This window comes from Haematospirillum sp. H1815, from assembly GCF_012102705.1.
GTDB lineage: Bacteria > Pseudomonadota > Alphaproteobacteria > Rhodospirillales > Rhodospirillaceae > Haematospirillum.
In genome coordinates this window covers 1-26,483 of the sequence record NZ_JAAVTA010000002.1, presented here as the reverse complement: position 1 = coordinate 26,483, position 26,483 = coordinate 1, and the positions used below count along the sequence as shown (strand labels likewise).

Sequence of the window (26,483 nt, the reverse complement as noted above, 5' to 3'; positions counted from 1 at the left end):
AAAACAGACGCGCAGCCCATTCCCGGGCGTGGAGCTGACTTGGCAAATCCTTTGAACTGCACCATTCTAGGTCGTCATTGTTTCGGCCAAGGGGCAGGACGCAGGAACTCTGCCATGTATGGGCGTCATCTGAGAATAGCTTTGATATCTTGTGTTGTCGGGCCCTTCCTAGGTGCCGGCTTTTCTGTTGCGGTCTGGTCAAAGCCTGTTGTTCCATCGAATGGCTCCAGCCTTGTGCCCCACGCTGCCGTGTATCGGATGGAGCTGCACTCGGCCCGTTCTTCTTCGGGGATTGTCGGGGCTTCGGGGACCATGCGCTATACTTTTGAGGATGGCTGTACAGCATGGAAGGTCAAGACCCGCACGGATCTTACCCTGTTCCAGAGTCAGGGGGATGCGGTGTCGTCCAGCTGGGACTTTATGTCGTGGGAAAGCAAGGATGGCCAGTCCTACCGCTTTTCCGTCCAGAACATGCGGGATGGGGAGGTTCTTGATGCCTATCAAGGGGAAGCGCGGATGCCCCCTGCCGGGGTTGGCAGTGCCATTTTCCGGATAGAGGGAGACCAGCAGGACGTTGTTTTTGATCTATCCCCGGGTACGCTGTTTCCGGCAGCACACACAGACCTTCTCTTCCGGCAGGCCCGTAATGGGGGGCGTTTCCTGGCCCGTCCCGTTTTTGATGGTTCCATCATCGGACCCGCCTTTGATCTGTCGGCTGCTGTTGGCAACCCGTTCCCTGATCAGGCTTCTTCCGTTCTTCCCGGTAATGCCTTGCTGAAAGGTGGGGGGTGGCCGATTGTTCTGGCATTTTTCAACCCGGCCAACGGCGGCGGTGTTCCTGATTTCGAGGTGTCCCTGCGTTACCGGAATAATGGCATAGCCGAAAGCCTGCTGCAGAATTTTGGCACGTTCAGCCTGCGCGGTACGCTCGTCGAGGTCCATCCTCCCCCGGCGCCGGACTGTGCCCTATAGGGCGTTTAGTCTGCCGGATGGAGGAGCAGGGCCGGTTGGGGGCGAACCTGATCCGGGCAATCCCACAGCAGTGATGCTCCCCTTACAATGCTGTCGGCCCCGTGTGCAGCTTTGCATAAACGGGTTCTTGTCGTGTTGCTCAGCGCCCAACCGGACCACAGCAGGGGAAGCTTTTCATACAGCCAGTCTATGTCCGACAGGGCACCGCCCAGCACAATGGCATCGGGGTCAACCAGATTGACGATAATGGACAGGGCCCGGGCCAGCCTGTCTGCATAGCGTTGCATGCTTTCCAGGCAGTCAGGATCCCCGGCTGTGGCCGATGCAGCAATATCAGGCCATGGCAGCATCATGCCCGTTGCCTTTGCGTGGTCATCCATCAAGCCATGCGTTGACAGAAACGTTTCTGTGCAGCCTGTCAGTCCGCAGTAACAGTCCGGGCCGGGTCGTTCGTCGGCGTGTTTCCATTCCCGTGGCCATGGAATAGGGTTGTGGCTCCATTCTCCCCCCAAGGCATTAGGGCCACTCAGGATACGGTTTCCGATGGTCAGGCAACCGGTTACACCGTGGTCCAGAATGGCATGGAAGCAGCAGTACAGGCCCGCACTGGCACCATCCATCGTTTCTGACAGCGCCATGCAGTCTGCATCGCTGGCAATGCGCACCGGACGTCCAATCGCTGCGGCAAGGTCAAGGAGCATCGTGTGGCCAATCAAGTCCTGAACAGGTGATGTCCGGATATGTCCGCTGTCTGGTGTGATGCTGCCAGGGATGGCGACACCAAGGCTTCCCTTTCCATATTCCCGGTCCAGCATTCTGACCCGGCTGGCCATCGCTTGCAGTCTGTCGTGGTAGGATGGCGATGTCAGGGGGTGCTGTTCGCGCGTCAGCACAAAGTCGTTGGTCGTCAGAGCCAGAACATCAAAGCTGTTATGGCCAAGACTGATGCCGATGCGTGGATGAGGCATGAACGAAACCCTCTTCTCTGACACCTTGGTGGACCAAGCTTGCACTTCTGTCCGTCAACTGCCACTTTTGCTGCATACTACAGGGCGGGTCAATTGCCGGAATGCTTCTTTTTGCGTTGTCCGTCAATTCCGGTTGATCCTTTCAGGGAGATGTCATGCGTATTTTTGGTAGGGCGTTGTTGTGGGCATTGGCTCTGTGCGGCGTTGTTTTTGTCAGTTTATCTGTTGTTCTTGTGCTTGGTGTATCTCGTCTGGGGCCTTCTTTCTCCCGATCGGCTGATCTGCCTTCGGAGATGATTTTGTCCCTGTCCCTGGATTATCCAACGCCGGAATTGCCAGAGGTTCATCTTGATCATTTGTTCGAGCCGCAAGTCTCGCTGGTCGATATTGTCACTGTCCTAGATCGTGCGGCTGCGGACCCCAGGGTCAAGGCGGTGACGGCCCGTATTGGTGATGCCGGGCGTGGTATGGCGGAAGCGCAGGAACTGCGCGACGCGATCGCGCGCTTTCGTGCTTCGGGCAAACCGGCTTTTGCCTTTGCCGAGACTCTTGGGCAATCCAATGGTGGCGGTGCAGAATACCTTCTGGCATCGGGTTTCTCGGAAATCTGGTTGCAGCCTTCAGGGACCTTGGGTCTAACAGGTTTTGGTGTCGAGGTGCCTTTCCTGAAGTCTGCCCTGGAAAAAATCGGTATCGAGCATGAGTTTGCAAGCCGTTGGGAATATAAAACGGCGATGGACAGCTTGGTGCGCGATGACATGAGTGAGCCGCACAGGGCCTCGCTGCGTGCTTTGCTGGATTCTTGGCAGTCCCAGTTGCTTGATGCGGTTGTTTCCGGGCGAGGCATTGAACGGGCATCCGTAGAGGCATTGGCGGCTCGTCCCCCCCTGTTTGCCAGTGAAGCAAAGGATGCTGGCTTGGTTGATACCATCGGGTATCTGGATGAGTTCATGGATGCTGTACACAGCGCAGCAGGCACTGACAAGGAGGTGTCGCTGGATGATTACCTTGCCGGTGCAATAGCGCCTCCATCGCCGCATGCTTCGCGTATTGCCCTGATTCACGGGGTTGGTGTCATCCATGCCGGGGCAAGTGAAGATGGAACCATGTCCGGAACACACAGTATTGGTTCCGATACGGTTGCGGGGGCTATTCGCAGTGCGGTGGATGATCCGGATATCAAGGCCATTGTCCTGCGGATCAACAGCCCCGGTGGTGATGCTGTTGCCAGTGATACCATCTGGCGCGAGGTGGCCCGGGCCAAGGAAAAAGGCATCCCCCTGGTTGTAAGTATGGGCGAATATGCTGCGTCAGGTGGCTATTTCCTGTCCATGCCCGCGCATGCGATTGTTGCAAATCCGGGGACAATAACAGGCTCTATCGGCGTGTTTTCGGGCAAGACAGTGGTGTCTGGGCTGTGGGACAAGCTGGGTGTTTCCTGGGCGCGGGTCGAGACAGGATCCGGGGCCTTGATGCTGAGTCCGAATCGCAAGTTCACGCCGGAAGAACGCGCCTGGTTCGATCGCTCTCTTGATGCCATCTATACGGATTTTACCGGAAAATTGGCTCAGGGGCGTGGTCTCGCACCCGATCAGGTGGACCATGTGGCCCGTGGCCGGGTCTGGTCGGGCCATGATGCAAAAGCTGTCGGCCTGGTTGATGCCCTTGGCGGTTTTGGTACGGCCGTGCGCCTGGCGCGGGAGGCCGCCGGTATTTCCGAAGATGCAGAGATCGAGCTGGTTCCATTTCCGGCCCCGAAAACAGAATGGGAGCAGATTCTGGCTGTCTTTGGCGGGTCGGCGCATGGCATGCGTCAGTTGAGCTATCTGGGTACCCTGGAACCGATTGTAAAGCCGTTTGTTTCCGGGATTGAACGTCAGCGTGCTATCGGACGAAGCCCGGCTGTTCTGATGGCTCCTTCTTCTGAAGGATTTTAGGAGCGGTGATGAGGGGTGTGGCATACGCAATTCATACCCCTCGCCGGGCTTTTCAGGTTGGGAGTCGCTGTGCTCCCAGAAGGAACTCTATATTTCCTTCCGGCCCCCGGATGGGGCTTTCCGTTATACCCAGAACAGCCCATCCGGGTTGTGCCGTCAGCCATGCATGCATGGTATCGCAAACCTCTTGGTGCAGCGTGGGATCCCGGACAACTCCTCCTTTGCCCAGGCGCTCTTTGCCGACTTCAAACTGCGGTTTGATCAGCGCAACCAGATATCCTCCGGGCTTCAGGAAGGTCAGGGGTGTTTCCAGTACCGTCCGCAGGCCAATGAAGCTGGCATCACAGACGACCAGGTCAACGGGTTCCGGGATATGATCTGTGGTCAGATAGCGGGCATTCGTTCGTTCCAGAACCACGACGCGTGGATCAGTCCGCAGGCGATGAGCCAGCTGTCCATAGCCCACATCCACCGCATAAACCCGTGATGCCCCCCGGGTCAGCAAAACATCGCTGAAGCCGCCGGTAGAGGCCCCGACATCCAGTGCCGTGCTTCCGGTAACGGGAATGTTGAAAACCCCCAGCCCCTTGTCCAGCTTCAAGCCCCCGCGTGAGACCCAAGGGTGATCCTGTCCTTTCAGGACGATTGTCTGGTCCAGGGCAACACGGGTTCCCGGTTTGTCAACGCGGTGCCCATCAACCAGAACCAGGCCAGACATCACCAAGGCCTGGGCGCGTGTCCGGCTTTCGACCAGGCCGCGGTCCACCAGCATCTGGTCAATGCGTTCCTTGGTCGCTTTTTTGGAATGGTCTTGTGTCTTCTTTGTCATCAGGGTGTTGCGGTACTCAGGGTCTGTACATATTGGCCAATGCCGTTCATCAGCATCTGGATGGCAATAACAACAAGAATAATGCCCATCAGGCGCTCGATCAGGTTAAGGGCCCGATCCTTGATCCAGCGGCGCAGAAGATCGCCGGTGTAAATTGTCAGTCCGCCAAGCACGCATGCCATGACAATGGCAAGGGCCCAGTCACCGATCCGGTCGGGCTCCTGCGTGGCAATCAACATGACATAGGCCATGCTGGATGGACCGGCAACCAAGGGCACGGCCAGAGGAACCAGCCAAGGATCCGGATCTGTCCCTTCCGTAAGGCTGCCGTACTGGCCGGGAAAAATCATGCGCAGGGCGACCAGGAACAGGACAACCCCTCCGGCTACCGACAGAGCCGGCGCCGAGATACCCAGAGAGGACAGGAGGGTCCGACCGAAAAACAGGAACAGCAGCAGGGCGATCAGGGCAAATGTAATTTCACGCAGGATTGCACGACGGCGGCGGGTTTTTTCCAGCCGCCCCAGCACAGACAAAAAGATCGGGACATTCCCTGGGGAATCCATAAGCAGAAAAAGGGTGATTGTGACCGATAAAATCGTCATGGCACGGGGATCCAGCAATCAGGAACCGGCAGAAAGCCGATAGTCCGGCCACAATATCCTCTTGATCTGCTGTTCGCAAACGATCTCAGCCTGATACAGGCTTTATAGAAACACTGGTGTCGCTGTCCAGCAGCTCCATGACCTTTGCGGCAATGCATCCGGCATCAAGACCCGCCTCTTTCAACTGTCTGGCGGGTGTGTCCTGCTCGATAAAGGTATCGGGCAGGGTCAGCGTTCGTACCTTCAGGGTACCGTCCAGAAGCCCGCAGTCCGACAATGCCTTCATGACCCAGGACGAGAATCCGCCGGTTGCCCCATCCTCTACAACAAGAAGGATGGCGTGGCGTGTTGCCAGGTTTTCCAGCAGCGCAAGGTCAAGGGGCTTGGCAAAGCGGGCATCCGCCACGGTCGGCGACAGTCCGTGGCTGCCCAGTATATCAGCGGCTTCAAGGCACTGGTGCAGGATGGTGCCCAGGGCCAGCAGGGCTGTTCCCTTGCCTTCCCGTACGATTCGGCCCTTGCCGATCGGCAGGACCTGCGGTTTCTCGGGCAGGGAGACGCCAACACCTTCGCCCCGGGGGTAGCGGAAAGCAAAGGGGCCACTGTCGTGGGCGGCGGCTGTAGCTACAGCATGAACCAGTTCCGCTTCATCCGAAGGGGCCATGATGGTCATGTTCGGCAGGCAGCCCAGATAGGCAAGGTCAAAGGAGCCATGGTGGGTTGCCCCGTCAGCGCCTACCAGACCGGCCCGGTCGATGGCAAAGCGAACGGGAAGATTCTGCAGGGCAACATCGTGGACAACCTGATCATAGCCCCGTTGCAGGAACGTGGAATACAGGGCAGCAAAGGGCCGGTACCCCTCGGAGGCCAGGCCGGCAGCAAAGGTAACAGCATGCTGTTCGGCAATGCCGACATCAAAACAGCGCTCCGGGAATGACGAGGCAAAAACATCCAGCCCCGTTCCTGAGGGCATGGCTGCCGTGATGGCGACAATGCGCGGATCCTGGTCTGCTGCATCGGTCAGGGCCCGGGCAAAGACCCCGGTATAGCTGGGTGCGTTGGGCTTGCTTTTTTCCTGTGCCCCGGTCATGACGTTGAAGCGTGCCACGCCGTGGTATTTGTCCGATGCCGCTTCGGCCGGGGCATACCCTTTGCCTTTCTGGGTCACGACATGAACCAGAACCGGTCCGTGACCATGGTCGCGGACGTTACGCAGCACCGGCACAAGATGTTCCAGGTTGTGGCCGTCAATGGGGCCGACGTAGTAAAAGCCCAGTTCCTCGAACAGGGTTCCCCCGGTCATCATGCCACGGGCATATTCCTCCGCGCGGCGCGCGGCACGGTTCAACGATTCCGGGAAGCGCTTGATCAGTCCCTTGGCCAGGCTGCGCAGGGACACATAGGGTTTGGACGAGATCAGCTTTGACAGATAGGCACTCATGGCCCCGACAGGCGGAGCAATCGACATGTCGTTGTCGTTGAGAATGACAACCAGCCGGGCGTTCATGGCACCGGCATTGTTCATGGCTTCATAGGCCATGCCGGCACTCATGGCGCCATCACCAATGACCGAAACAACATGGTTCCCGGCGCCTGACAGGTCACTGGCCACGGCCATTCCCAGGCCAGCGGAAATGGAGGTGGAGCTGTGCCCGGCCCCAAAAGGATCGTACTCACTTTCTGCACGGCAGGTGAAACCCGAAAGACCACCCCCCTGACGGAGGGTCCGTATACGGTCACGGCGTCCGGTCAGGATCTTGTGCGGGTAGCACTGGTGGCCAACATCCCAGATCAGCCTGTCTTTCGGTGTGTTGAAAACATGATGCAGGGCGACAGTCAGCTCGACCACGCCCAGCCCGGCCCCCAGGTGCCCGCCGGTTGTCGAGACGGCATCGACAAGCTCGGCCCTCAGCTCCTCGCATAAAAGACCAAGCTGATCGATCGACAGATGCCGCAGGTCTGCAGGGTATGTAATCGTATCAAGAAGCGGGGTGTCGGGTCTTGCCGGCAAAGGAAACCTCCGGTGCGATCAGGTGCGTGTTGTGTCGTGGTAGTCAGCTCTGGCGCTCAAGGACATATCCTACAACATCGCGCAGCAAAGATGCCTCTTCGTCAAAGACTTTAAGATGGGAAATGGCTTGTTCGCCAAGGGCACGGGCCTGTTCCTTCGCTCTCTCCAGGCCCAGAAGGGTGACAAAGGTTGCCTTTCCGGCGGCGGCATCCTTTCCCTGGGTTTTACCCATGCGGGCCGGATCGCCTTCTACGTCGAGAAGGTCATCGACGATCTGGAAGGCCAGCCCCAGGTCGTGGGCATAAGCCTGCAGCGCGTGGCGGATCTGTGGTGGTGCTTTGCCAAGGATGGCCCCGGCCATGCACGAGAAGCCGATAATGCGGCCGGTCTTCATCTGGTGCATGCGGGTGATGGCTGAAACATCAAGCCCGAGATGATCCCGCCCTTTCCGTTCGGCCAGAAGGTCAACCATCTGCCCGCCCACCATGCCATGAGGCCCTGCAGCTTTGGCCAGTTCACTGACCAAGGTACAGCGCACAGCAGGATCGGCATGGGTTGACGGGGCAGCAAGGACTTCGAATGCACGGGTCAGCAGGGCATCACCGGCCAGGATGGCTGTTGCTTCATCAAACTGGCGGTGGCAGGCCGGTTTTCCCCGGCGCATGCTGTCGTCATCCATGGCGGGCAAATCATCGTGGACAAGGGAATAGCAGTGGACCATCTCCACTGCAGATGCGGTGCGCAAGGCCGCGGTTTCGCTGACATTGAACATGTCGGCTGTTGCCAGGACCAAGAATGGACGCAGCCGTTTGCCGCCAGCCAGCGTTGAATAGCGCATGGCCTCAAAAACCCGTCCTTCTGCTTCCGGTATCTCCGGTATCAGACGGGCGAGCATTGTTTCGACCGCAGCTGTTTTTTCTTTCAGGGCAGCCTGCAGGGCTAGGCTCATGCCGGGCATTGTTCTGGAACCTCAGGCTGGATCAAGGGGGGTTGTGCCGCTGGCCGTTCCGTCGGCAGCAAGAGCAATTTTTTCCACCCTGGCTGTTGCATCCGCCAGTCGCTTTTCACAGTGGAACTTGAGAAGGGTCCCGCGCTCATAGGCCCCAACAGCCTCGTCGAGTCGGACCTGACCACGCTCAAGCTGCTGGACAATCTGCTCCAGTTCGCGCAGGGCATCCTCGAAGCTGAGTCCGGCAATATCCGGGGGCAGGGTGGCGGTTGTCATGGCATCCTCTTCTCACTGGGGGCGCCAGAGTATAGGGCGCCTGACGGCAAGGCAAGATATCTGGGCGCGATTTGGGAGGCCTGTTGACGGCTTCTGTATTGCCTTTGGTTTCCGGGCCGTTTAAACGACGGTGTCGGTTTTCAACATGCTGACATCTTGTATCATGACAAAGCAGCACGATGATCCTTTATGACTTTGCCTGTGCCGGTGGGCACACTTTTGAAAGCTGGTTTGCCAGCAGCGCGGCCTATGACCGTATGGTTGAAAAGCAGGCTGTTCTGTGCCCCGTCTGTGGCAGCACCCAGGTCAAAAAATCGCTTTCTGTCCCCAAGATTGCCAAAAAACGTGATGCATGTGGCGTGAGGGATGAACGGGATTCGTCCTCTGTCTCAGCAAGGGATGCTTCTTCTGATGCAACACCGGGCGGGGTGCCTGATCTGCGCAGCGAGCATGATGTCCGTCTGCGTGAGGCGATGGGTATGGTGCGACGTGTCATTGAGGAAAAGTGTGATTATGTGGGGCAGGGCTTTGCTGAAGAGGCCCGGAAGATCCACTATGGCGAGGTTGAGCCGCGTCCGGTTTATGGAGAGGCTTCACCGCAGGAATGTGATTCCTTGCGGGAAGAGGGGATAGAGTTTGCTTCACTGCCCTGGTTGGTGGAAAATGCTTGATCCTGCTGTGGGGCGCAGCAAGCAGGGTAGGCCACGGTGTGCGGGGGACATACAGCCGTTCATGCAGCAACAAAAAGGGAATAGTCCGCTTGGTCTTCGGCCGGTCTTGTTTGTGGTCGGGGCGTTTCTGACCATTCTTGGCGTGGCCATGCTGGTGCCGGCTGCTGTTGACCTGGCCGGTGGTGATCCGGATTGGGTCAGTTTTTTTGTCTCCGGAGCGTTGACTGTTCTGGTCGGCTTGTTGCTGACATTTGCCAATTTTGACCGGAATATCACCCTGTCCCGCCATCAGGCCTTCTTGCTGACGGTTCTGTCGTGGCTTGGCGTTACGGCCTTTTCAGCAATGCCGTTTCATCTGTCGCGTTTCCGTATGAGCTATACGGATGCATTTTTTGAAGCTATTTCCGGCCTGACAACCACCGGAGCAACGGTTATCACCGGTCTTGACCTGGCTCCTCCCGGTATCCTGCTGTGGCGTTCCCTGCTGCATTGGCTGGGTGGGATCGGAATTGTTGTCATGGCTATTTCGCTGCTGCCGTTCCTGCGGGTCGGGGGTATGCAGCTGTTCAAGATGGAAAGCTCGGATACAGGCGACAAGGTGCTGGGAAAGGTCAGTCAGCTGGGAGCGGCCCTGGTTCTGATCTACATCGCCTTGACGACCTTGTGTACGGTTTTCTACCTGCTGGGCGGCATGACTCTTTTCGAGGCTGTCAACCATGCGATGTCGACCCTTTCTACGGGCGGCTATTCTACCTCGGACAGCTCCATTGCTCATTTCAACAGCCATTTTATCAACTGGGTTGCCATTGTTTTCATGATCTGCGGGGGGGTGCCCTTTACCCTGTTTATCCGCATGGGCCGTGGCGGGGTCCGGGTTCTGTTTTCTGATCTGCAGGTCAGGGGGTTTCTGGGCTTCCTGATCCTGACATCTGTTATTCTGACCGTGTGGATGATGCTGACTGGCAAGGACGATCTGTTTGATACCTTCAGCCACGTAATGTTCAGCGTTGTTTCGGTGGTCACAACAACCGGCTTTGCGAGTGCTGACTATACCCAGTGGGGCAATCTGGCCGTGGCCAGTTTCTTTGCCCTTTTGTTCGTTGGCGGATGCACTGGGTCAACGGCCGGCGGGATAAAGATCTTCCGTTTTCATATCGCCTGGAAGCTTTTCGTGTCGCATATCCACCGTCTGATCAGCCCGAATGCGGTGGAGGTCCAGCGGTACGGCGATCGCCGCATTACAGAAGATGTTGCTGCCTCGGTCCTGTTGTTTTTCTTCATCTACATTGCAACGGTTGGCGGTATTACCCTGTTCCTTGCTGCGGTCGGCCTGGACTGGGTTACGGCGATTTCGGGTGCTGCAACCGCAGTCGGGAACGTTGGACCGGGTCTGGGTGATATTATCGGGCCGGCTGGCAACTTCCAGCCCCTTCCTGATGCTGCCAAGTGGGCCCTGTCCGTGGGTATGCTCCTTGGCCGTCTGGAGTTTTTCTCGGTTCTTGTGTTGTTGTTCTGGCGCTTCTGGCGGGATTGATCCCGGCCTGTGTCAGGCCGGGTGTTTGGCAATCAGCAGATAGTTGACGGACAGGTCATCGGTGATGGACCAGTCACCGGACAGGGGATTGTAGCTCATCCCCCGCAGGTCTGTGACTTCCATGCCTCCACGACGCAACCCGGCGGCAAATTCACTGGGTTTCACAAATTTATCCCAGTCGTGGGTTCCCTTGGGAAGCCAGCGCAGGATGTATTCGGCCCCGATCTTGGCCAGTAACATCGAGCGGATGGTACGGTTGATGGTGGCGCCGACCAGCATGCCCCCCGGCTTGACAAGGTTCGCGCAGGTTTGCAGGAAGAAGTCCGGGTCGGCGACGTGCTCAACGACCTCCATGGACAGGACCACATCAAATTGGGCCTTTTCCTCAACCAGGTTTTCCGCCAGCGTGGCCCTGTAATCAATATCCAGGCCAGAGCGGGCCGCATGGGTACGTGCCGTGCCGATATTCTTTTCCACCCCGTCGATGCCGGTGACGGCAAAGCCCAGCCGTGCCATGGGTTCAGACAGCAGGCCACCCCCGCAGCCAATATCAACCAGTGACAATCCCTGAAACGGCGTTGTATCCGCTGGATTCCGGCGGAAATGGGTGCAGGCTGCGTCACGGATAAAGGAAAGCCGCTGTGGGTTGAACCGGTGCAGGGGCTTGAACTTGCCTTCTGGATCCCACCACGAATCGGCCATGGCCTCGAATTTTGCCAGCTCTTCGGGCGATGCTGTGGTTTGAGCCTTGTTCATCCGGGCATACTCCGCTGGTTGACATATAGTAAAGACAACGCAAGACAGGTCTGGTGTGTCGGAACCTTGCGCCACAGAACCTGCCGGAGTATGTATACCGGCCCGCAGGTTCCGGCAATTGCAGAACCGTGTTTTACATGAATCCAGGGGACGGACTTTTCCCGATGGCTCGAGTTGTTATGAAGTTTGGCGGTACCTCCGTCGGAGATCTTGACCGTATCCGCAATGTCGCCCGCCGTGTGAAGTCCGAGGTTGACGCGGGTCACGAGGTGGCTGTTGTGGTGTCGGCCATGGCCGGTGAAACCAACAAGCTGGTGGGATTCTGCCGGGATCTCGCTCCTCTGCACGATGTGCGGGAATATGATGTTGTGGTTGCAACAGGCGAGCAAGTTACGATCGGTCTTCTGGCCATGGCTCTTCAGGATCTGGGGGTCCGTGCCCGTTCATGGGCAGGTTGGCAATTGCCCATTCATACCGACGGGGCCCATTCCCGCGCCCGTATTGTGGGCATAGAGACTGCCGCACTGCTCCAGCGCATGGCCGGGGGGGAAGTGGCCGTGGTCGCCGGTTTCCAGGGTATGGGGCCTGATGGCCGGGTTACGACCCTTGGGCGTGGTGGTTCCGATACATCGGCTGTTGCCTTGGCTGCGGCAATAAAGGCTGATATCTGCGATATCTATACCGATGTTGACGGCGTTTACACAACCGACCCCCGCATTGTGGCCCGTGCCCGCAAGCTTGAAAAGATTACCTATGAGGAAATGCTGGAAAGCGCCTCTCTCGGGGCCAAGGTTCTGCAGGTCCGCTCTGTGGAAATGGCCATGAAGCATGGGGTGCGGGTGCAGGTCCGCTCCAGTTTCTCGGACGCAACCGGGACCATTATCTGTGACGAGGATGAAATCGTGGAAAAGGAACTTGTCAGCGGCATCACCTATTCCCGGGACGAGGCCAAAATTACCTTGGTCAATGTGCCGGATCGTCCGGGGGTTGCCGCCGCTATTTTTGGTCCCCTGACGGAAGCCAATATCAATGTGGACATGATCGTCCAGAATATTTCCCGCGGGATCGGGGCGACTGACATGACCTTTACGGTCAGCCGTGATGATTTCGGGCGGGCGGTTAAGGTTCTTGAGTCCCGCCAGAAGCAGCTGGGTTATGCTGAATTGGTAACGGATCCCGATGTCGCCAAGGTGTCGGTTGTCGGCGTTGGCATGCGCAGCCACGCCGGTGTTGCGCAGACGATGTTCGGGGCTCTGGCCGAGAAGGGGATCAACATACAGGTTATTTCCACGTCGGAGATCAAGGTTTCAGTTCTGATCGCCGAAGAGTATACCGAGCTGGCCGTGCGTGCCTTGCACACAGCCTATCGGCTGGATGCCTGATGATGGAGGGGAACGGAGTGTCGGCCGCGCGGGATATGAGTGGGGACAGCAGAAGGCATCTTGATTGCCTCTGGGCTGCCGGCAAGGCTTTTCTGGGGTGTGAGTACGCCATTCTTGGCGGTGCCATGTCTTGGGTATCGGAGCGCAACCTGGTTTCAGCGGTGTCCAATGCCGGGGGGTTTGGTGTCATTGCCTCTGGTTCGATGACACCGGATCTGCTGGAGGTTGAGATACGGGCGACCCGTGCCCTGACCGGCAAGCCGTTTGGCGTGAACCTGATTACGATGCATCCGCGTCTGGATGACTTGATTTCTGTGTGTCTGGCGGAAAACGTGGGCCACATTGTTCTGGCCGGTGGTCTGCCTTCGTCCGCATCCATACGCCGTATCAAGGATGGCGGGGCGCGGGTGATCTGTTTTGCACCGGCTGTAGTTCTGGCCAAAAAGCTGGTTCGTTCCGGTGTGGATGCCCTTGTGATCGAAGGAACCGAGGCTGGTGGCCATATTGGACCGGTTTCCACCAGTGTTCTGGCCCAGGAAGTCCTGCCTGTCATGCGCGATGTTCCGGTCTTTGTCGCTGGCGGCATCGGGCGCGGCGAGGCTATTGCGTCGTTCCTTGAGATGGGTGCGGCGGGGGTCCAGATTGGTACGCGGTTGGTCTGTGCCACCGAAAGTATCGCGCACCCGGCCTTCAAACGTGCGTTCCTGAAAGCCAGTGCCCGTGATGCGGTCCCTACAGTCCAGCTTGATCCACGTTTTCCTGTTATTCCGGTGCGTGCCCTTGTCAACAAGGGAACGGAGCTGTTTATGGAAACCCAGCGCGCTGTAATCGAGCGTTTTCGCGCCGGGGAGCTGGATCAGAAAGAGGCCCAGCTGGAAATCGAGCATTTCTGGGCTGGGGCTTTGCGGCGGGCAGTGATCGATGGGGACGTGGATCATGGGTCCTTGATGGCTGGCCAGAGTGTTGGCATGGTCACGCGGGAACAGCCTGTGGCGGAAATTCTTCAGGAATTGGTGGGGCAGGCGGTTTCAGCCCTTGAAAACCGGGTAGATGGTCCCAATATCTGACGGGTATAAACCGGTAAGGGGGAGCAGGGATGAGCAAAATCGAGGTGGATGCAGACGTTGCCCGGCGTCTGCTGTCCCGTTTGCGCGACGTTTTGGCCGGCGATGGTGATGCGCAGAGCCGACTGGACGGCGTGGCCATGGTCATTGCTGATTCCCTTCAGGCTGAAGTCTGTTCCATTTATGTCATGCGTGCCGGTGAAGTTCTGGAGTTGTTCGCAACCGAAGGGCTGAACCAGTCTGCCGTTCACCAGACACGTCTGCGGGTGGCGGAAGGGTTGGTGGGGGACGTTGCCGCCCGTGGGCGTTCCCTGTCCTTGGCGGACGCCTGGCAGCATCCGTCGTTTGTCTATCGTCCGGAAACAGGCGAAGACCTTTTCCATTCCTTTGTCGGTGTCCCCATTATACGCGGGTCGCGGGTTATCGGCGTTCTGGTTGTGCAGAACAGGGATACCCGGGTGTTCTCTGATCTGGAAATCGAGACCTTGGAAACGGTCACCATGGTTTTGGCCGAGCTGATCGGCTCGTCGGACCTTGTCAGCCGTGATGAACTGATGCCTGCAGATGGCATTGGTTTGCTGCCACTGCGCCTCGATGGTCTGACCTTGGCCCCGGGTATCGGGATTGGTACCGTGGTGCTGCACGAGCCCCGGCGCAGCATCAATGATGTTGTTGCCGAGGATCCGGAGTGTGAGCTCCATCGTCTTCACGAAGCCCTGCAAACCCTGCGGGCCGAGGTAGACACCATGATGGGGTTCGACGGGGTGAGCGGAGATTCCCTTGATATCCTGCGGGCCTATCGCATGTTTGCCCAAGACAAAGGCTGGATTGGCCGGATTTCGGACGCGGTACGATCCGGCCTGACGGCCGAGGCTGCGGTTATGCGAGTGCATGACGATACGCGCATGCGCATGCACCAGGTTTCTGATCCGTACCTGCGTGAGCGGTTGCATGATCTTGAAGATCTGGCCAACCGCTTACTGCGCCATCTGGCCGGTGAAGATGTTCAGGATGAATTGCCCGAGGATGCCGTTCTGGTTTGCCGCAACCTGGGCCCGACCGAGCTTCTGGATTATGACCGTTCCCGCCTGTGTGGTCTTGTGATGGAAGAGGGATCACGCACCATGCATGCGGTCATTGTGGCCCGTGCACTGGGAATTCCGGTTGTGGGGCGTGTTGATTCGGTGTTCTCGATGGTGGAGTCTGGTGACTCCGTCATTGTGGATGGTGAGCATGGGCAAGTGTTTATCCGTCCATCGGAAGACATCTGCCAGCAGTTCGAGGAATCGCTGTGCCTGCGACAACATAAGTTGGAGGCATGGGCGCAGCTGCGAACCGTGCCTGCGGTCAGTCGTGACGGTGTAACGGTTAATCTCATGCTCAATGCCGGGCTTCTTCTGGATCTGCCTCACCTGGAGGAAACAGGAGCCAGCGGCATTGGTCTTTACCGGACGGAGCTGCCGTTCATGTCCCGTCCGGCTTTGCCGGATGTCGCCGTACAACGTGCGCTGTACAGCCGGATACTGGATTATGCCGGGCCAGAGCGTCCGGTCGTATTCCGTACTCTGGATGTCGGGTCCGACAAGGTGTTGCCGTACTGGCACAGCACGCGTGAGGAAAATCCGGCTCTGGGGTGGCGATCGGTACGTATTTCCATGGATCGGCCAGCGATCTTTCTTGAGCAGCTTCAGGCCCTTGTCCAGGCAGCGCATGGCCGTGTGTTGTGTGTCATGTTCCCGATGATTTCAACGGTTGAGGAATTCTGTCAGGCCCGTCAGCTTCTGGACATGGAACTGTCCCGCCAGGGGGCTGCGGGTTTTGTGCCGTCCGCTGTTCGCGTTGGGACAATGCTGGAGGTTCCCTCCCTGCTTTGGGAGTTGCCCGCTTTGCTGGATCATGTTGACTTCCTGTCGATTGGAACCAATGACCTGTCGCAGTTCCTGTTTGCAACAGACCGTGGCAATCCCAGTGTGGCCGACCGCTATGACGTTCTTTCACCACCGTTCCTGAAGGTGGTGAGGCAGGTTATCCGGGCTTGTGCCGATGCCGGTGTTGCCTGTTCCGTGTGTGGGGAAATGGCCGGGCGGCCGCTGGAAGCCGTTGTGCTGGCTGCGCTTGGTGTTCAGACGTTGTCCATGTCGGCTTCGGGGGTTGGCCCTGTCAAGGCGGCTGTCCGGGATGCAAATTTGGGTGATCTTGCGGGCTATCTGGATGATCTTCTGAATCTGGGGTATCGTTCCTTGCGTGAACGTTTACGTGGCTATGCCCGCGATCACGGGATTTCGCTTCCCTGAGTGTCGTGTGTTTTGTGTGCGTGGTTCTTCCTCATGGTGTGGGGCAGTGGTTGCGGACCATGCTGATTTTTTGATAGCGTGTAGCAGAGCCGGTGCTGTCGCCCGACAACGGGAGTATTCACGGATCTGGTTTCCGGAGTGCTTGCCGTGAAGAAGAGTACAAGGATTGTGGACCGCCGTGATGATTGATGTTCTCAAATCCCCTGATGCCGTGCTGTCCCGTGTTGGTGAAGTGGGGCGGCTGCTGCGTGAGGCGCGCGAAGAATCCCGGCAGAATGTTTCCGACGTGTCGGATCGTCTGCGCATACGTAGTGCTTTCCTGGTTGCGATCGAGGAAGGCCGCTACAACGAGTTGCCCGGACCAACCTATGCTGTGGGCTTCGTGCGTGCGTATGCCGGCTTTCTGGGGCTTGATAGCGCGGAGATTGTGCGCCGTTTCCGCGAGGAAAGTGCGATGGTGCCCGGTCGTTCGCATCTGGAGTTTCCCGGACCGGCCACGGATGGTGGCATGCCATCCCGTAATCTCCTTGTTGCTGCCGTGGTTATGGTCGGTTTGGTCTATGGTGGCTGGCGTCTGGTTGATTCCACAGATACGTCCTTGGCTGTTCTTGTGCAGGAAGTCCCGGATCGTTTTATGTCCCTGATCAATGGGGGGACTGTGCCTGTTGTTGATACGGGGGATGAGCCTGTCCTCAGGGAGCCGGAGATGCCGGGGCATGTTGATGCCGATGAAGGCTCGGTCCGTATGGCGCCAGCGCAGGATGCGGATCATACGGTTTTGCCGTTGTCATCTGATCCTGAGCCGTCCGGTATTCTTGATGCGGAAGAAAGAAGATCAGCTGAGCCTGAGCCAGCGGATGCCAAGGTTGGCCCTGATCATACACCGGTTGAGAAGACCGGGGAGCCTGTGACCGGTTCTGCCGCTGATTCTGTCGGTACGAGTGATCCTGTAGGGGGAGATGCTGCGTCTGCCCGTGCCGGGGAACCATCGGTACCAGACTCTTCCGGGCGTGCTGCGGATGCCGCGGTGCCGCTTCCGACTGTCGATCCTGTTGTTCCTGCTGCCCCCTCTGTCTCTGTGGAGCAGAAGGCTCAGCCGGTTCCCCCCATGCCGCTTTCGCGCCCGACCCCGCCATCCGTTCGTCGAGATCCCCAGGCGGCACCGGTGGAGCGTCGTGGGTCGGCAGCCGCACCATCCCAGACAGAAGTCAGTGCAGTCCCGCTGCGTGTTCCCGGGAATGGTGCGGCTACTCCGCGTCGTATTGTTCTGCGTGCTACCCAGGATTCGTGGGTGCAGGTGCGTTCTCCCCAAGGGTTGGTTCTCAGTCGCCTTATGCGGCGCGGGGAGGAGCTGGAAGTACCGAATCGCAAGAACCTGGAGCTGATGACCGGTAATGCCGGCGGCCTGAGGGTAGAGGTTGATGGGGCCGTGATGCCCCTGTTGGGCAAGGCGGGGGAGGTTCGCCGTCATATCCCCTTGGACCCGGATGCCCTGAGAACGGCCGAAAATCCTGCGGGTTAGCATTTACCGGGTCAACTGGGCGCAAACCCCCGTTCCGTTCTGGTGGAGGCTGGTTTATAACCGGCCCGGATCCCTTTGTCCGGAGGTTGCAGGATTATGAGTATCCGGGAATACCGCCAGATCATGCGCAGGAAATCCCGCAAGATTTTTGTCGGGCCGGTGGCGGTGGGGGGTGATGCCCCCATATCGGTCCAGACCATGACCAATGCACTGACCACAGATGTGCAGGCCACGCTGGACCAGATTCACCGTGCCGCAGCAGCGGGTGCTGATATCGTGCGGGTCTCGTGTCCGGATGAGGAGTCCACGGCCGCTCTTCGTCATATTGTGCGGGGTTCACCGGTGCCCTTGGTTGCCGACATTCATTTTCATTATCGCAGGGCTATCGAGGCTGCGGAGGCCGGGGCTGCGTGTCTGCGCATCAATCCCGGCAATATCGGGTCGGATGACCGTGTGCGCGAGGTTGTGAAGGCTGCCAAGGATCATGGGTGTTCTATCCGTATTGGCGTTAATGCCGGATCGTTGGAGCGTGACCTTCTGGAGCGTTATGGGGAGCCTTGCCCCGGGGCGATGGTTGAAAGCGCCCTGCGGCATCTTCGTATTCTGGAGGATAATGATTTCTTCGAAACCAAGATCAGCGTGAAGGCATCGGATGTCTTTCTGGCGGTTGCAGCGTATCAGGAGCTGGCTGATGCCTGTGATTATCCGCTGCACTTGGGCATTACCGAAGCCGGGGCATTGCGCACAGGTACCGTCAAAAGTTCGATCGGGCTTGGCATGCTGCTGTGGAGCGGGATCGGCGATACAATCCGCGTATCCCTGTCGGCCCCGGTCGAGGAAGAGGTTCGTGTTGGTTTCGATATTCTCAAGGCGCTTGACCTGCGTCACCGTGGTGTCCGTATTGTCTCGTGTCCTTCCTGTGCGCGGCAGGGGTTTGATGTGATCCGGACGGTTGAGATTCTGGAACAGCGTTTGGCCCATATCAACACGCCCGTCAGTCTTTCGATCATCGGCTGTGTTGTCAACGGACCAGGGGAGGCGCGTGAAACCGATATCGGCCTGACGGGCGGCAAGGGCAATCATATGGTGTATGTGGCAGGGCAGCAGGATCACAAGATTGATCCGGATCGTATGATTGACCACTTGGTCGAGATGGTGGAAAAGCGCGCTGCGGCCATAGAAGCCGAGAAAGCCGATGGTGGTCAGGAAAGCATGGTTACAGGGTAGCCTTTTCGTTAACGTCAATACCTTCTGTTTTCACGTTCTTTGAGTTCCGGGAGAAAAGTATTATGGCTTCCCTTCAGCCTGTTCGCGGTACGCGCGACCTTATGGCCGATGACGTACGCCGCCACAGGGCTGTTATCGAGCAGGCCCGTTCTGTCAGTGCCCTGTACGGCTTTGACGAGATTATGACGCCGATTTTCGAATTTACCGAAGTTTTTAGCCGCACCATCGGTGAGACATCGGATATCGTTTCCAAGGAAATGTATGCGTTTGAGCGATCGGGCGATCGCCTTTGCCTGCGTCCTGAAGGCACAGCAGGTGTTTGCCGGGCTTTTCTGTCCAACGGGCTGGTGCAGCAGGTTCCTTTTCGTGCTTTCTACGCCGGGCCGATGTTTCGCTACGAGCGCCCGCAAAAGGGGCGTCAGCGCCAGTTTCACCAGCTTGGCGTCGAACTTCTGGGGGTTGACAGCCCCCGTGCAGATGTGGAAGTTCTCTCCCTTGCAGCCCACATTCTTGACCTTTACGGATTGAAGGACCGGGTCCGGCTTGAGATCAATACGCTTGGCGATACAGAAAGCCGGATGGCGTACAGGGATGCGTTGCGGTCTTGGCTTTCACGTTACCGCGATGATCTGTCTGAAGAAAGCAAGATCCGTCTGGAGAAAAACCCGCTGCGGATTCTGGACTCCAAGGATGAAAAAGACCGTGCGTTGATTGCAGATGCGCCGGGTATGGCAGACTACCTGAATGCGGCGTCGCAGCACTTCTTTGACGCAGTCCAGGATGGTCTTTCCCGGCATGGTATTGCCTTTACCGTCAATCAGAAGCTGGTTCGTGGTCTGGATTATTATTGTCACACAGCGTTTGAGTTTGTGACCGATGATCTGGGTGCCCAGGGAACGGTTCTGGCCGGCGGTCGTTATGATGGCCTGATTGAAACTATGGGTGGGCCGCATGTTCCGGGTATTGGCTGGGCTGCCGGCGTCGAGCGGTTGGCGATGATGATAGCCGATGTGCCGCCCCGTCTGCGCCCACTGGCTGTGATACCGGCCAGCCCGGCGCTGGAGGTGGACGCTGATCAGTTGGTGTCGCGTTTGCGTCATGCTGGGTTTGCGGTCGATATGGCTTTTTCGGGTGCCATGAAAAAAAGGATGAAACGGGCCAATGCGGTCCATGCCTGTGCAGCCCTTTTGCTGGGAGAGGATGAGCAGGCGCAGGGTGGCGTAACCTTACGGGACCTTGATACGGGTGAGCAGGAACTGGTACCTCTGGCCAGCCTGGAGGAGGCGTTGGCGCGTTTCCGCTCCTGTCACGGGTAATGGGCGTGTGATGGTCGGGCGGGCGGCAGATCTTCTGTGTATTGTCGGGGTGAACCACCGTTCCGGCACGCTTTCCCTGCGGGATGCCCTGGTTTTCGAGGACCAGGATATTCCTGCTGCCCTGCATGCGCTGAAAGCATCGGGGGTCGGACAGGCTGTCCTGTTGTCCACCTGTGACCGTGTGGAAGTGATTGCTGTCGGTTCCGATCCGTCTGCGCTGTGTATGGCTGCGATGGCATTCCTGGCCGGACATGCCGGTCAGAGTGTGGAAGAGATCCGGGAGCAGGGGTATGTCCGGCACGGGAAAGAGGCTGTGCAGCATTTGTTTGCTGTTGCTTCTTCCCTGGACAGCATGGTGATCGGGGAACCGCATGTTCTTGGACAGCTGAAGGCGGCGCATCGTCTGTCTCGCGAACAGGGGATGACAGGGTCGGCTCTGGAATCCTGTTTGCAGGCCGCGTACGCTACGGCAAAGCGCGTGCGTCAGGAAACAGGTGTTGCCCGGCATCCCGTATCCCTGACAGCATCCGCCTTGCAGGTGGCCCGTGATCTTTTCGGTGACCTGCGATCGCGGAGTTTGCTGGTCATTGGCGGTGTTGATCTGGGTGACATGATGGCCGATGCCTTTCAGGAGGCCGGCGTCAGCGCAATTATGGCAAGTGCCCGTCGACCATCCCTTGCAGAGCGTCTGGCGGCCCGCCTGAATGCACATGTTCTGCCCTTTGAAGCGATTGCAACGGCTTTGGTGAACGCCGATATTGTGATTGCCTCGGTTGGGGCGCGAACGTGGTCAGTGACAGTGGATATGGTGGCCATGGCACTGCGGATGCGCCGTCAGAAGCCTGTTCTTCTTCTTGATCTGGGGGTTCCCGGTGACATAGAAGCCGCTGTCGGGCGTATGCCCAATGCCTTTCTGTATGACATGCAGGATCTGGAGCATGTGGCAGAGGAGGGGCGGAGCCTGCGGGAAAATGAAGCCCGGGCCGCCTGGTCCTTGGTTTCGGCCGAGGTGGCTTCGTTCTTTCGTTGCCATGCAGAGCGTGATGCGGTTCCCGTTATTGCGGCCTTGCATCAGAGGTTTGAGGCTGAGCGTCTTCGCGCCCTGCACGAAGCCGGGGATGATGCGTCAAAGGCAACCCGTTTGTTGATTGGCCGCTTGCTGCATGATCCGTCCGAGACCCTTCGCTCCATGGCCGGAAGTCCGGACAGCGCAGAGGATTATCGGTGGGCAGAACGCGCACTGCGGCGTTTGTTTGTTCTGGAAAACAAGGACTGATACACACGTGAGTCTTGATGAGAAGCTGGGGCGGGTTCTGGCCCGCCATGATGAAATTTCTGCCCTGTTGCAACAGCCCGGTGCCGATGTTGCTCGCCTGTCCAAGGAGCTTTCGGAGCTGGATCCTGTCGTTGAGAAGGTCCGTGCCTTTCGTGATGTCCGCTCGGCTTTCCAGGATGCTGAGAGCCTGCTGTCAGACCCCGAGATGAAGGATCTGGCCGAGGAAGAATACCACCGCCTTAAGCGTCTGTTACCGGATCTGGAGCAGGCCGTACGCATTGCTCTTCTGCCCGGTGATGAAGCTGACAGCCGCAACGCCGTTCTGGAAGTCCGTGCCGGGACGGGCGGGGAAGAGGCGGCCCTGTTTGCAGCGACCCTGTTCCGTATGTATGACCGTTATGCCGCCATGCATGGGTGGTCATTTGAAATCCTGGATGCCAACGAAACGGGTTTGGGCGGGTACCGCGAGGCGGTTGCCCGTATCAGCGGACGCAATGTTTTTGGTCGTCTGAAGTATGAATCCGGTGTGCACCGTGTACAGCGTGTACCGGAAACGGAATCATCGGGGCGTATTCATACGTCTGCGGCAACGGTTGCAGTTCTACCCGAAGCGTTGGAGGTGGATGTTCAGGTTGAGGACAAGGACCTCCGTATCGATACCTATCGGTCCCAGGGTGCTGGCGGCCAGCATGTGAACACCACTGATTCAGCCGTCCGGATTACCCATATCCCGACCGGTGTAGTGGTTGCCTGTCAGGAAGAGCGCAGTCAGATCAAGAACCGCGCAAAAGCCATGATGATGTTGAGGGCTCGCCTGTACGACAGCCAGCGCCGCCGAGCCGAGGCTGAACGGGCTGCAGACCGTCGGTCCCAGGTGGGGTCCGGTGATCGGTCGGAGCGCATCCGGACTTATAATTTCCCGCAGGGCAGGGTGACGGATCACCGGATCAACATGACAACCTACACTATCGACCGCCTGATGCAGGGAGATGGTCTGGACGAGTTTATTGATGCTTTGATGGCCGATGACCAAGCTGCGCGTCTGGCCGAGCTGGATTGAGGCATGGAAGAGCCGTTAGGTCAGGTTCTGCAAACGGTAACCTGCCGTCTGGATGCAGCGGGGGTCGATAATCCGCGTTTTGACGCGCGTCAACTGATAGCCGCTGCGACCGGATTATCAGCGCGCTCCTTGTCGCTGTATCCGGATCGCCTTGTATCTGTCGCGGAACAGGAGGTGCTTGAAACGTTCGTTCAGCGTCGTGAAGCGCGGGAGCCTGTGGCGCGGATTATAGGGCATCGTGGTTTCTGGACGCTGGAGCTGGCCCTGAACGCGGCAACACTCGACCCGCGGCCCGATACGGAAACGCTTGTTGACGCTGTTCTGCGCAACATCCCAGATCCGGACGTGCCTTTACGCATTCTGGATCTGGGAACCGGGAGCGGGGCTATCCTTGTTGCCCTGTTGCGTGAATTGCCCCATGCGTATGGGGTTGGTGTCGATCTTGCTCCCGCAGCGGCGGCGATGGCGTTTTGTAATGCGCATGCCAATGGCGTTGGTGACAGGGCATCTTTTATCGTGGGTTCCTGGGGGCAGAGCCTTGCCGGGACGTTTGATGTTATTGTGTCCAACCCGCCTTATATTCCGCTATCGGATATAGCCGCTCTTGAGCCTGAGGTCCGTCTGTATGACCCCGCTCTTGCCTTGGTGGGTACAGATGAGGATGGGCTGGGGTGTTATCGGGCCTTGATCCCGGATGCCGCCCGTTTGCTTCCTCCTGATGGTCTTTTGGCTGTGGAGGTCGGGATCGGGCAGGCTGATGCCGTTGCGGCTCTGTTCACGGCTCATGGTTTTTCTGTGCCGACACGGTACAGTGATTTGGGGGGAGTGGAGCGTTGCTTGGCTTCTGTTTCAGGGGGTTCTTGATCATGGGAAGGGCGGTTTGTGAAAAAAAAGAAAGGATAACTGTAAAAAAGAGCTTGGAAGAGAGAGCAGACCCGCTTAGGGTTAGAGGTGATGCAAGGCGCTGAGGCGCCGGGGGTAAACACGTCGAACGTGGCGTGTATCGTGAAGTCAATCAAAATACAGAAAGATCCGGAGATCCGAATTTTTTCAGACTGGTTGTCGTTGCGTACGTGTCCTTACGGACGCCCCGGGCGAGTACCACGCGAAAATCATTATCCTGCATGGCGTGTGCCGGTTGTTTTCCGGTTGTGGGTTCCTGTTGTGCCATTGCGGGATTCGTGAATAAACGGGACGCTCCCCGAACGGGAGGTCGAATTCTTGATGTTGATGGAGTCATGAAGCCAGGCTCGAACGGCAAGGGCCGCATGCGCGGCCGCAATAACCAGCCCCAGTCCCAGATGTACAAGGGACGGGGGCCATCGCGCAACCAAGTGTATGACAGCAACGGACCGGGTGTTCGTGTGCGCGGAAATGCGCATCAGGTTGTTGAGAAGTATCAGGCATTGGCCCGTGATGCGGCTGCTTTGGGTGATCGCCTGCTGTGCGAAAACTATCTTCAGCACGCAGAGCACTATCTCCGCATTATTCTCGCCATCAATCAGAACAATCCGCAGCGCTCGGTTATGAGGCTTGATCAGGGGCAAGCCCTGGAGGGCCCGGACGAGTTTTACGAGGACGGTGAAGATTTGCAGGAAGCAACGGTTGAAGCCGTTGGTCTTGCAGGTAGTACGGGATCTGTTACTGATCCCGGTGTTGCCTTGGAAGAGGCATCTTCTGAATTTGGCAATGAGGGACAGTCGCGTCCGCGACGTCCGCGAGATGCTGATTTCCGCCCCCGTTCCGATCGACGTGGTGACGCAAGAAACCGGCGTAATGATGAGCATCCTGTCCGTGAGAGGGAGGTTTTCTCTGCTCCGGTGCTTGGCAGTGAGGCCCAGCCTTTTGTTGTTATGCCAAGTGAGGTCGATCAGGCTGGTCCTGACGTTGTTGCACCCGCGCCAGCTCCCGCCCTCGCCCCCGCTATCCATCAGGAAGAGACGGTTTCTCGTGTTAGTGACGTTGATACGGCTGCTTCAGATGTATCAACAACGGACGTCAGAAAGCCGCGTCGTCGTCGTGCAGTGGCCCGTGTTGCTGTTGATCCTGTATCGACAGAACAGGCTGAGGCATGATGATCGGTCTGTTTCTTTTCTGAGCGAGTAAAAAAGCCCCCTTTTGCAGGGGGCTTTTTTGATCAGGCAGGGAGGCGTTAGTGTGCGCGTGCAAGCTTCCTGTTCATACCGACAGGAAGATCTGCATACACCTTCTCCATCGTAGCCCGCTGCCCCTGGAAGCGTCTCAGCTCAGCGCCAGCCAAGACATTCCCCGTTGGGAACTTGACACCAAGCGGGTTGACCTGTTTGCCTCTTTTCATGATTTCGTAGTGCAGGTGTGGGCCTGTCGAACGGCCTGTTGTTCCTACGTAGCCAATAACCTCCCCCTGCCGGACACGCTTGCCCGTTGCTATACCCTTGCCGATCGCAGACATGTGGGCATACGCGGTAGCGTACTCGTTGTTATGGCGCAAACGAACGTAATTGCCATAGCTTCCCTTGAAGCCAGCAATTTCAATGACGCCATCACCGGCCGCGTAAATGGGTGTGCCGCGGGGCGCGGCGAAGTCAACACCCTTGTGCATACGGGAATACCCAAGAACAGGGTGCACGCGGGTACCAAAACCTGATGTCAGCCTGGCCCCATTGATCGGAGTTCTGAGCAGTGCCTTCCGAACACTCTCGCCCTTGCTGTTGAAGTAATCGATCCGTCCGTCTTTACTTTCGTGGCGCCACAGGGCTGTTGTCCGCCCTGAGAGCGTCATGGCCGCATAAAGCAGAACGGCATCACCAACCGGCTCACCCCGTGGGGTTATCTTGCGCCGGATAAGCAGAGCAAATCGATCCCCTTTCTGTATGTCGCGTTGAAAGTCGACATCATAAGAAAAGATGTTAATCAGGTTCTGTATGATATCAACCGGCACACCAGCTTCACCCGCTGCTGCAAACAAGCTTGTTCCAATGTCGCCCTCAATCCGGACCATTTCGTCATTGAGTGGGGTCTTGATTGATGACGATGAGAAGCTACCGTCGTCACTCCGGGAAGACTGCACCTTGAAGGCAGGGCTGGGCTCAAGGGAAAAACCCTGGAACGACTGGTGTTGGTTTTCAGGTTCGTCGAATGTAACTGTTATTTCATCACCAACACGCAGAGAACGTGGATCATAGACGCTACGCAAGGCTTCGATGGCTGAATGGGCATCTTGCCGTTCCACGCCAGCTGATATCAAGGCACCCATCAGGGTGTCGCCCTGTTCTATCTTGACCGTATGTATGCGGGGCGTAGCAGGTGACGGATGCGCCGCTTTTGAAGTGATGGTGTCACTGCCGGAAGAGGGCGGTGGGGATGCCATCGAAAAGCTACGGGGTCCGGCAACAATTGGTACCTGAGCATCGGCAGTGATGGATGATTTTTTGCGTTGGGAAGACAGATGTTGTGGGGCGGGCGTGGAAAGATGAGAGGCAACCAGTACAGCAGCAGCGCCAAAAAGCATTCCAACTGTCGCAAAGATAACCGGTTTTCCGTGCCGCACCCTGATGATCCTTATCCAAACACAAACACAGCCTGACGCGCGTAAGCGGTGATACTATCGACACTGATACCCAGAGACAACCACGAAGGTTGACGATATGTGATTGCAGTCATGCCCTATAACGCCCACGCCCCTTGGGGGATGATGCATTTTTTTGATCTTAGTTTAATGAATTGTGTTGACGGTTTTTGATTTGGGGCTTAGAAGGTGCGTCCCGACGTTGAGGGACTGGAATTTCTGGTTTTTTGATTGTCGGTGCTGTTTTTCAGAGTGAAGAGACGGAAGGGATACGTGGACGACCGTGT

At 57.7% G+C, this 26,483-nt stretch carries 22 protein-coding genes; 14 read left to right on the top strand and 8 right to left on the bottom strand.

Features of this window, described 5'->3' with window-relative positions:
- Positions 1 to 114 precede the first annotated feature (114 nt).
- Positions 115 to 972, top strand: a complete 858-nt coding sequence (locus tag HEQ60_RS02465) for an EipB family protein (RefSeq protein WP_168069196.1) — start codon at positions 115 to 117, stop codon at positions 970 to 972.
- A gap of 5 nt (positions 973 to 977) precedes the next feature.
- Here the strand turns inward: HEQ60_RS02465 and HEQ60_RS02460 are convergent, their stop codons facing one another.
- Entirely contained in the window at positions 978 to 1,940 is a 963-nt protein-coding gene (locus tag HEQ60_RS02460) for an ROK family protein (protein ID WP_168069194.1), read from the bottom strand.
- Between the two features lie 155 nt (positions 1,941 to 2,095).
- Between HEQ60_RS02460 and sppA the strand changes: the two genes are divergently transcribed.
- Positions 2,096 to 3,877 carry a signal peptide peptidase SppA gene (sppA, locus tag HEQ60_RS02455; protein ID WP_168069192.1) on the top strand — a complete coding sequence of 594 codons (1,782 nt, stop codon included), beginning with the start codon at positions 2,096 to 2,098 and terminating at the stop codon, positions 3,875 to 3,877.
- A 52-nt stretch (positions 3,878 to 3,929) separates the two neighbouring features.
- On the opposite strand, the gene HEQ60_RS02450 is transcribed toward sppA, so the two are convergent.
- The 5 genes from HEQ60_RS02450 to HEQ60_RS02430 all read right to left on the bottom strand — a co-directional run bounded on the left by HEQ60_RS02450 (position 3,930) and on the right by HEQ60_RS02430 (position 8,547).
- A complete protein-coding gene (locus HEQ60_RS02450; protein ID WP_168069190.1) occupies positions 3,930 to 4,706 on the bottom strand; it encodes a TlyA family RNA methyltransferase in 777 nt (258 codons plus the stop codon).
- Positions 4,706 to 5,311 carry a MarC family protein gene (locus HEQ60_RS02445; protein WP_168069188.1) on the bottom strand — a complete coding sequence of 202 codons (606 nt, stop codon included), beginning with the start codon at positions 5,309 to 5,311 and terminating at the stop codon, positions 4,706 to 4,708. The genes HEQ60_RS02450 and HEQ60_RS02445 overlap by 1 nt, the downstream gene beginning before the upstream one ends.
- A gap of 85 nt (positions 5,312 to 5,396) precedes the next feature.
- Entirely contained in the window at positions 5,397 to 7,322 is a 1,926-nt protein-coding gene (gene dxs / locus HEQ60_RS02440; RefSeq protein ID WP_168069186.1) for a 1-deoxy-D-xylulose-5-phosphate synthase, read from the bottom strand.
- A 43-nt stretch (positions 7,323 to 7,365) separates the two neighbouring features.
- On the bottom strand, positions 7,366 to 8,280 hold the full coding sequence (locus tag HEQ60_RS02435; protein WP_082811903.1) for a polyprenyl synthetase family protein: 915 nt from the start codon (positions 8,278 to 8,280) through the stop codon (positions 7,366 to 7,368).
- A gap of 12 nt (positions 8,281 to 8,292) precedes the next feature.
- A complete protein-coding gene (locus HEQ60_RS02430; protein WP_168019574.1) occupies positions 8,293 to 8,547 on the bottom strand; it encodes an exodeoxyribonuclease VII small subunit in 255 nt (84 codons plus the stop codon).
- Positions 8,548 to 8,726: 179 nt separating this feature from the next.
- Between HEQ60_RS02430 and HEQ60_RS02425 the strand changes: the two genes are divergently transcribed.
- Positions 8,727 to 9,218, top strand: coding sequence for a DUF1178 family protein (locus HEQ60_RS02425; RefSeq protein WP_168069184.1), 492 nt, complete (start codon positions 8,727 to 8,729; stop codon positions 9,216 to 9,218).
- Positions 9,211 to 10,752: a TrkH family potassium uptake protein gene (locus HEQ60_RS02420; RefSeq protein ID WP_245183723.1), complete on the top strand. Its 1,542-nt coding sequence runs from the start codon at positions 9,211 to 9,213 to the stop codon at positions 10,750 to 10,752. Before HEQ60_RS02425 ends, HEQ60_RS02420 begins: the two co-directional genes overlap by 8 nt.
- A 12-nt stretch (positions 10,753 to 10,764) precedes the next feature.
- Here HEQ60_RS02420 and ubiG read toward each other — a convergent pair whose 3' ends face one another.
- On the bottom strand, positions 10,765 to 11,508 hold the full coding sequence (ubiG, locus tag HEQ60_RS02415) for a bifunctional 2-polyprenyl-6-hydroxyphenol methylase/3-demethylubiquinol 3-O-methyltransferase UbiG (RefSeq protein ID WP_168069182.1): 744 nt from the start codon (positions 11,506 to 11,508) through the stop codon (positions 10,765 to 10,767).
- A 164-nt stretch (positions 11,509 to 11,672) separates the two neighbouring features.
- On the opposite strand from ubiG, the gene HEQ60_RS02410 reads away from it, so the two are divergent.
- The 10 genes from HEQ60_RS02410 to HEQ60_RS02365 all read left to right on the top strand — a co-directional run bounded on the left by HEQ60_RS02410 (position 11,673) and on the right by HEQ60_RS02365 (position 24,724).
- The gene (locus tag HEQ60_RS02410) at positions 11,673 to 12,890 is read left to right on the top strand and encodes an aspartate kinase (protein ID WP_168069180.1); all 1,218 of its coding nucleotides are present in this window, start codon (positions 11,673 to 11,675) and stop codon (positions 12,888 to 12,890) included.
- Complete coding sequence (locus tag HEQ60_RS02405; RefSeq protein WP_245183722.1) at positions 12,890 to 13,957, top strand: NAD(P)H-dependent flavin oxidoreductase; 1,068 nt, start codon at positions 12,890 to 12,892, stop codon at positions 13,955 to 13,957. Before HEQ60_RS02410 ends, HEQ60_RS02405 begins: the two co-directional genes overlap by 1 nt.
- Positions 13,958 to 13,986: 29 nt before the next feature.
- Positions 13,987 to 16,248: a phosphoenolpyruvate--protein phosphotransferase gene (gene ptsP / locus HEQ60_RS02400; protein ID WP_168069178.1), complete on the top strand. Its 2,262-nt coding sequence runs from the start codon at positions 13,987 to 13,989 to the stop codon at positions 16,246 to 16,248.
- Between the two features lie 181 nt (positions 16,249 to 16,429).
- Positions 16,430 to 17,770, top strand: coding sequence for a helix-turn-helix domain-containing protein (locus HEQ60_RS02395; RefSeq protein WP_245183736.1), 1,341 nt, complete (start codon positions 16,430 to 16,432; stop codon positions 17,768 to 17,770).
- A 96-nt stretch (positions 17,771 to 17,866) separates the two neighbouring features.
- Entirely contained in the window at positions 17,867 to 18,997 is a 1,131-nt protein-coding gene (ispG, locus tag HEQ60_RS02390) for a flavodoxin-dependent (E)-4-hydroxy-3-methylbut-2-enyl-diphosphate synthase (protein ID WP_168069174.1), read from the top strand.
- A gap of 62 nt (positions 18,998 to 19,059) precedes the next feature.
- Positions 19,060 to 20,313 carry a histidine--tRNA ligase gene (gene hisS, locus HEQ60_RS02385; protein WP_168069172.1) on the top strand — a complete coding sequence of 418 codons (1,254 nt, stop codon included), beginning with the start codon at positions 19,060 to 19,062 and terminating at the stop codon, positions 20,311 to 20,313.
- A 10-nt stretch (positions 20,314 to 20,323) separates the two neighbouring features.
- On the top strand, positions 20,324 to 21,589 hold the full coding sequence (gene hemA / locus HEQ60_RS02380; RefSeq protein ID WP_168069614.1) for a glutamyl-tRNA reductase: 1,266 nt from the start codon (positions 20,324 to 20,326) through the stop codon (positions 21,587 to 21,589).
- Between the two features lie 7 nt (positions 21,590 to 21,596).
- Positions 21,597 to 22,649, top strand: coding sequence for a peptide chain release factor 1 (prfA, locus tag HEQ60_RS02375; RefSeq protein WP_167805573.1), 1,053 nt, complete (start codon positions 21,597 to 21,599; stop codon positions 22,647 to 22,649).
- A 3-nt stretch (positions 22,650 to 22,652) separates the two neighbouring features.
- A complete protein-coding gene (gene prmC / locus HEQ60_RS02370; RefSeq protein ID WP_168069170.1) occupies positions 22,653 to 23,513 on the top strand; it encodes a peptide chain release factor N(5)-glutamine methyltransferase in 861 nt (286 codons plus the stop codon).
- A gap of 317 nt (positions 23,514 to 23,830) precedes the next feature.
- Complete coding sequence (locus HEQ60_RS02365; protein WP_322099276.1) at positions 23,831 to 24,724, top strand: DUF4167 domain-containing protein; 894 nt, start codon at positions 23,831 to 23,833, stop codon at positions 24,722 to 24,724.
- Positions 24,725 to 24,801: 77 nt separating this feature from the next.
- Here the strand turns inward: HEQ60_RS02365 and HEQ60_RS02360 are convergent, their stop codons facing one another.
- Positions 24,802 to 26,178: a M23 family metallopeptidase gene (locus tag HEQ60_RS02360; RefSeq protein ID WP_322099275.1), complete on the bottom strand. Its 1,377-nt coding sequence runs from the start codon at positions 26,176 to 26,178 to the stop codon at positions 24,802 to 24,804.
- Between the last annotated feature and the right edge of the window lie 305 nt (positions 26,179 to 26,483).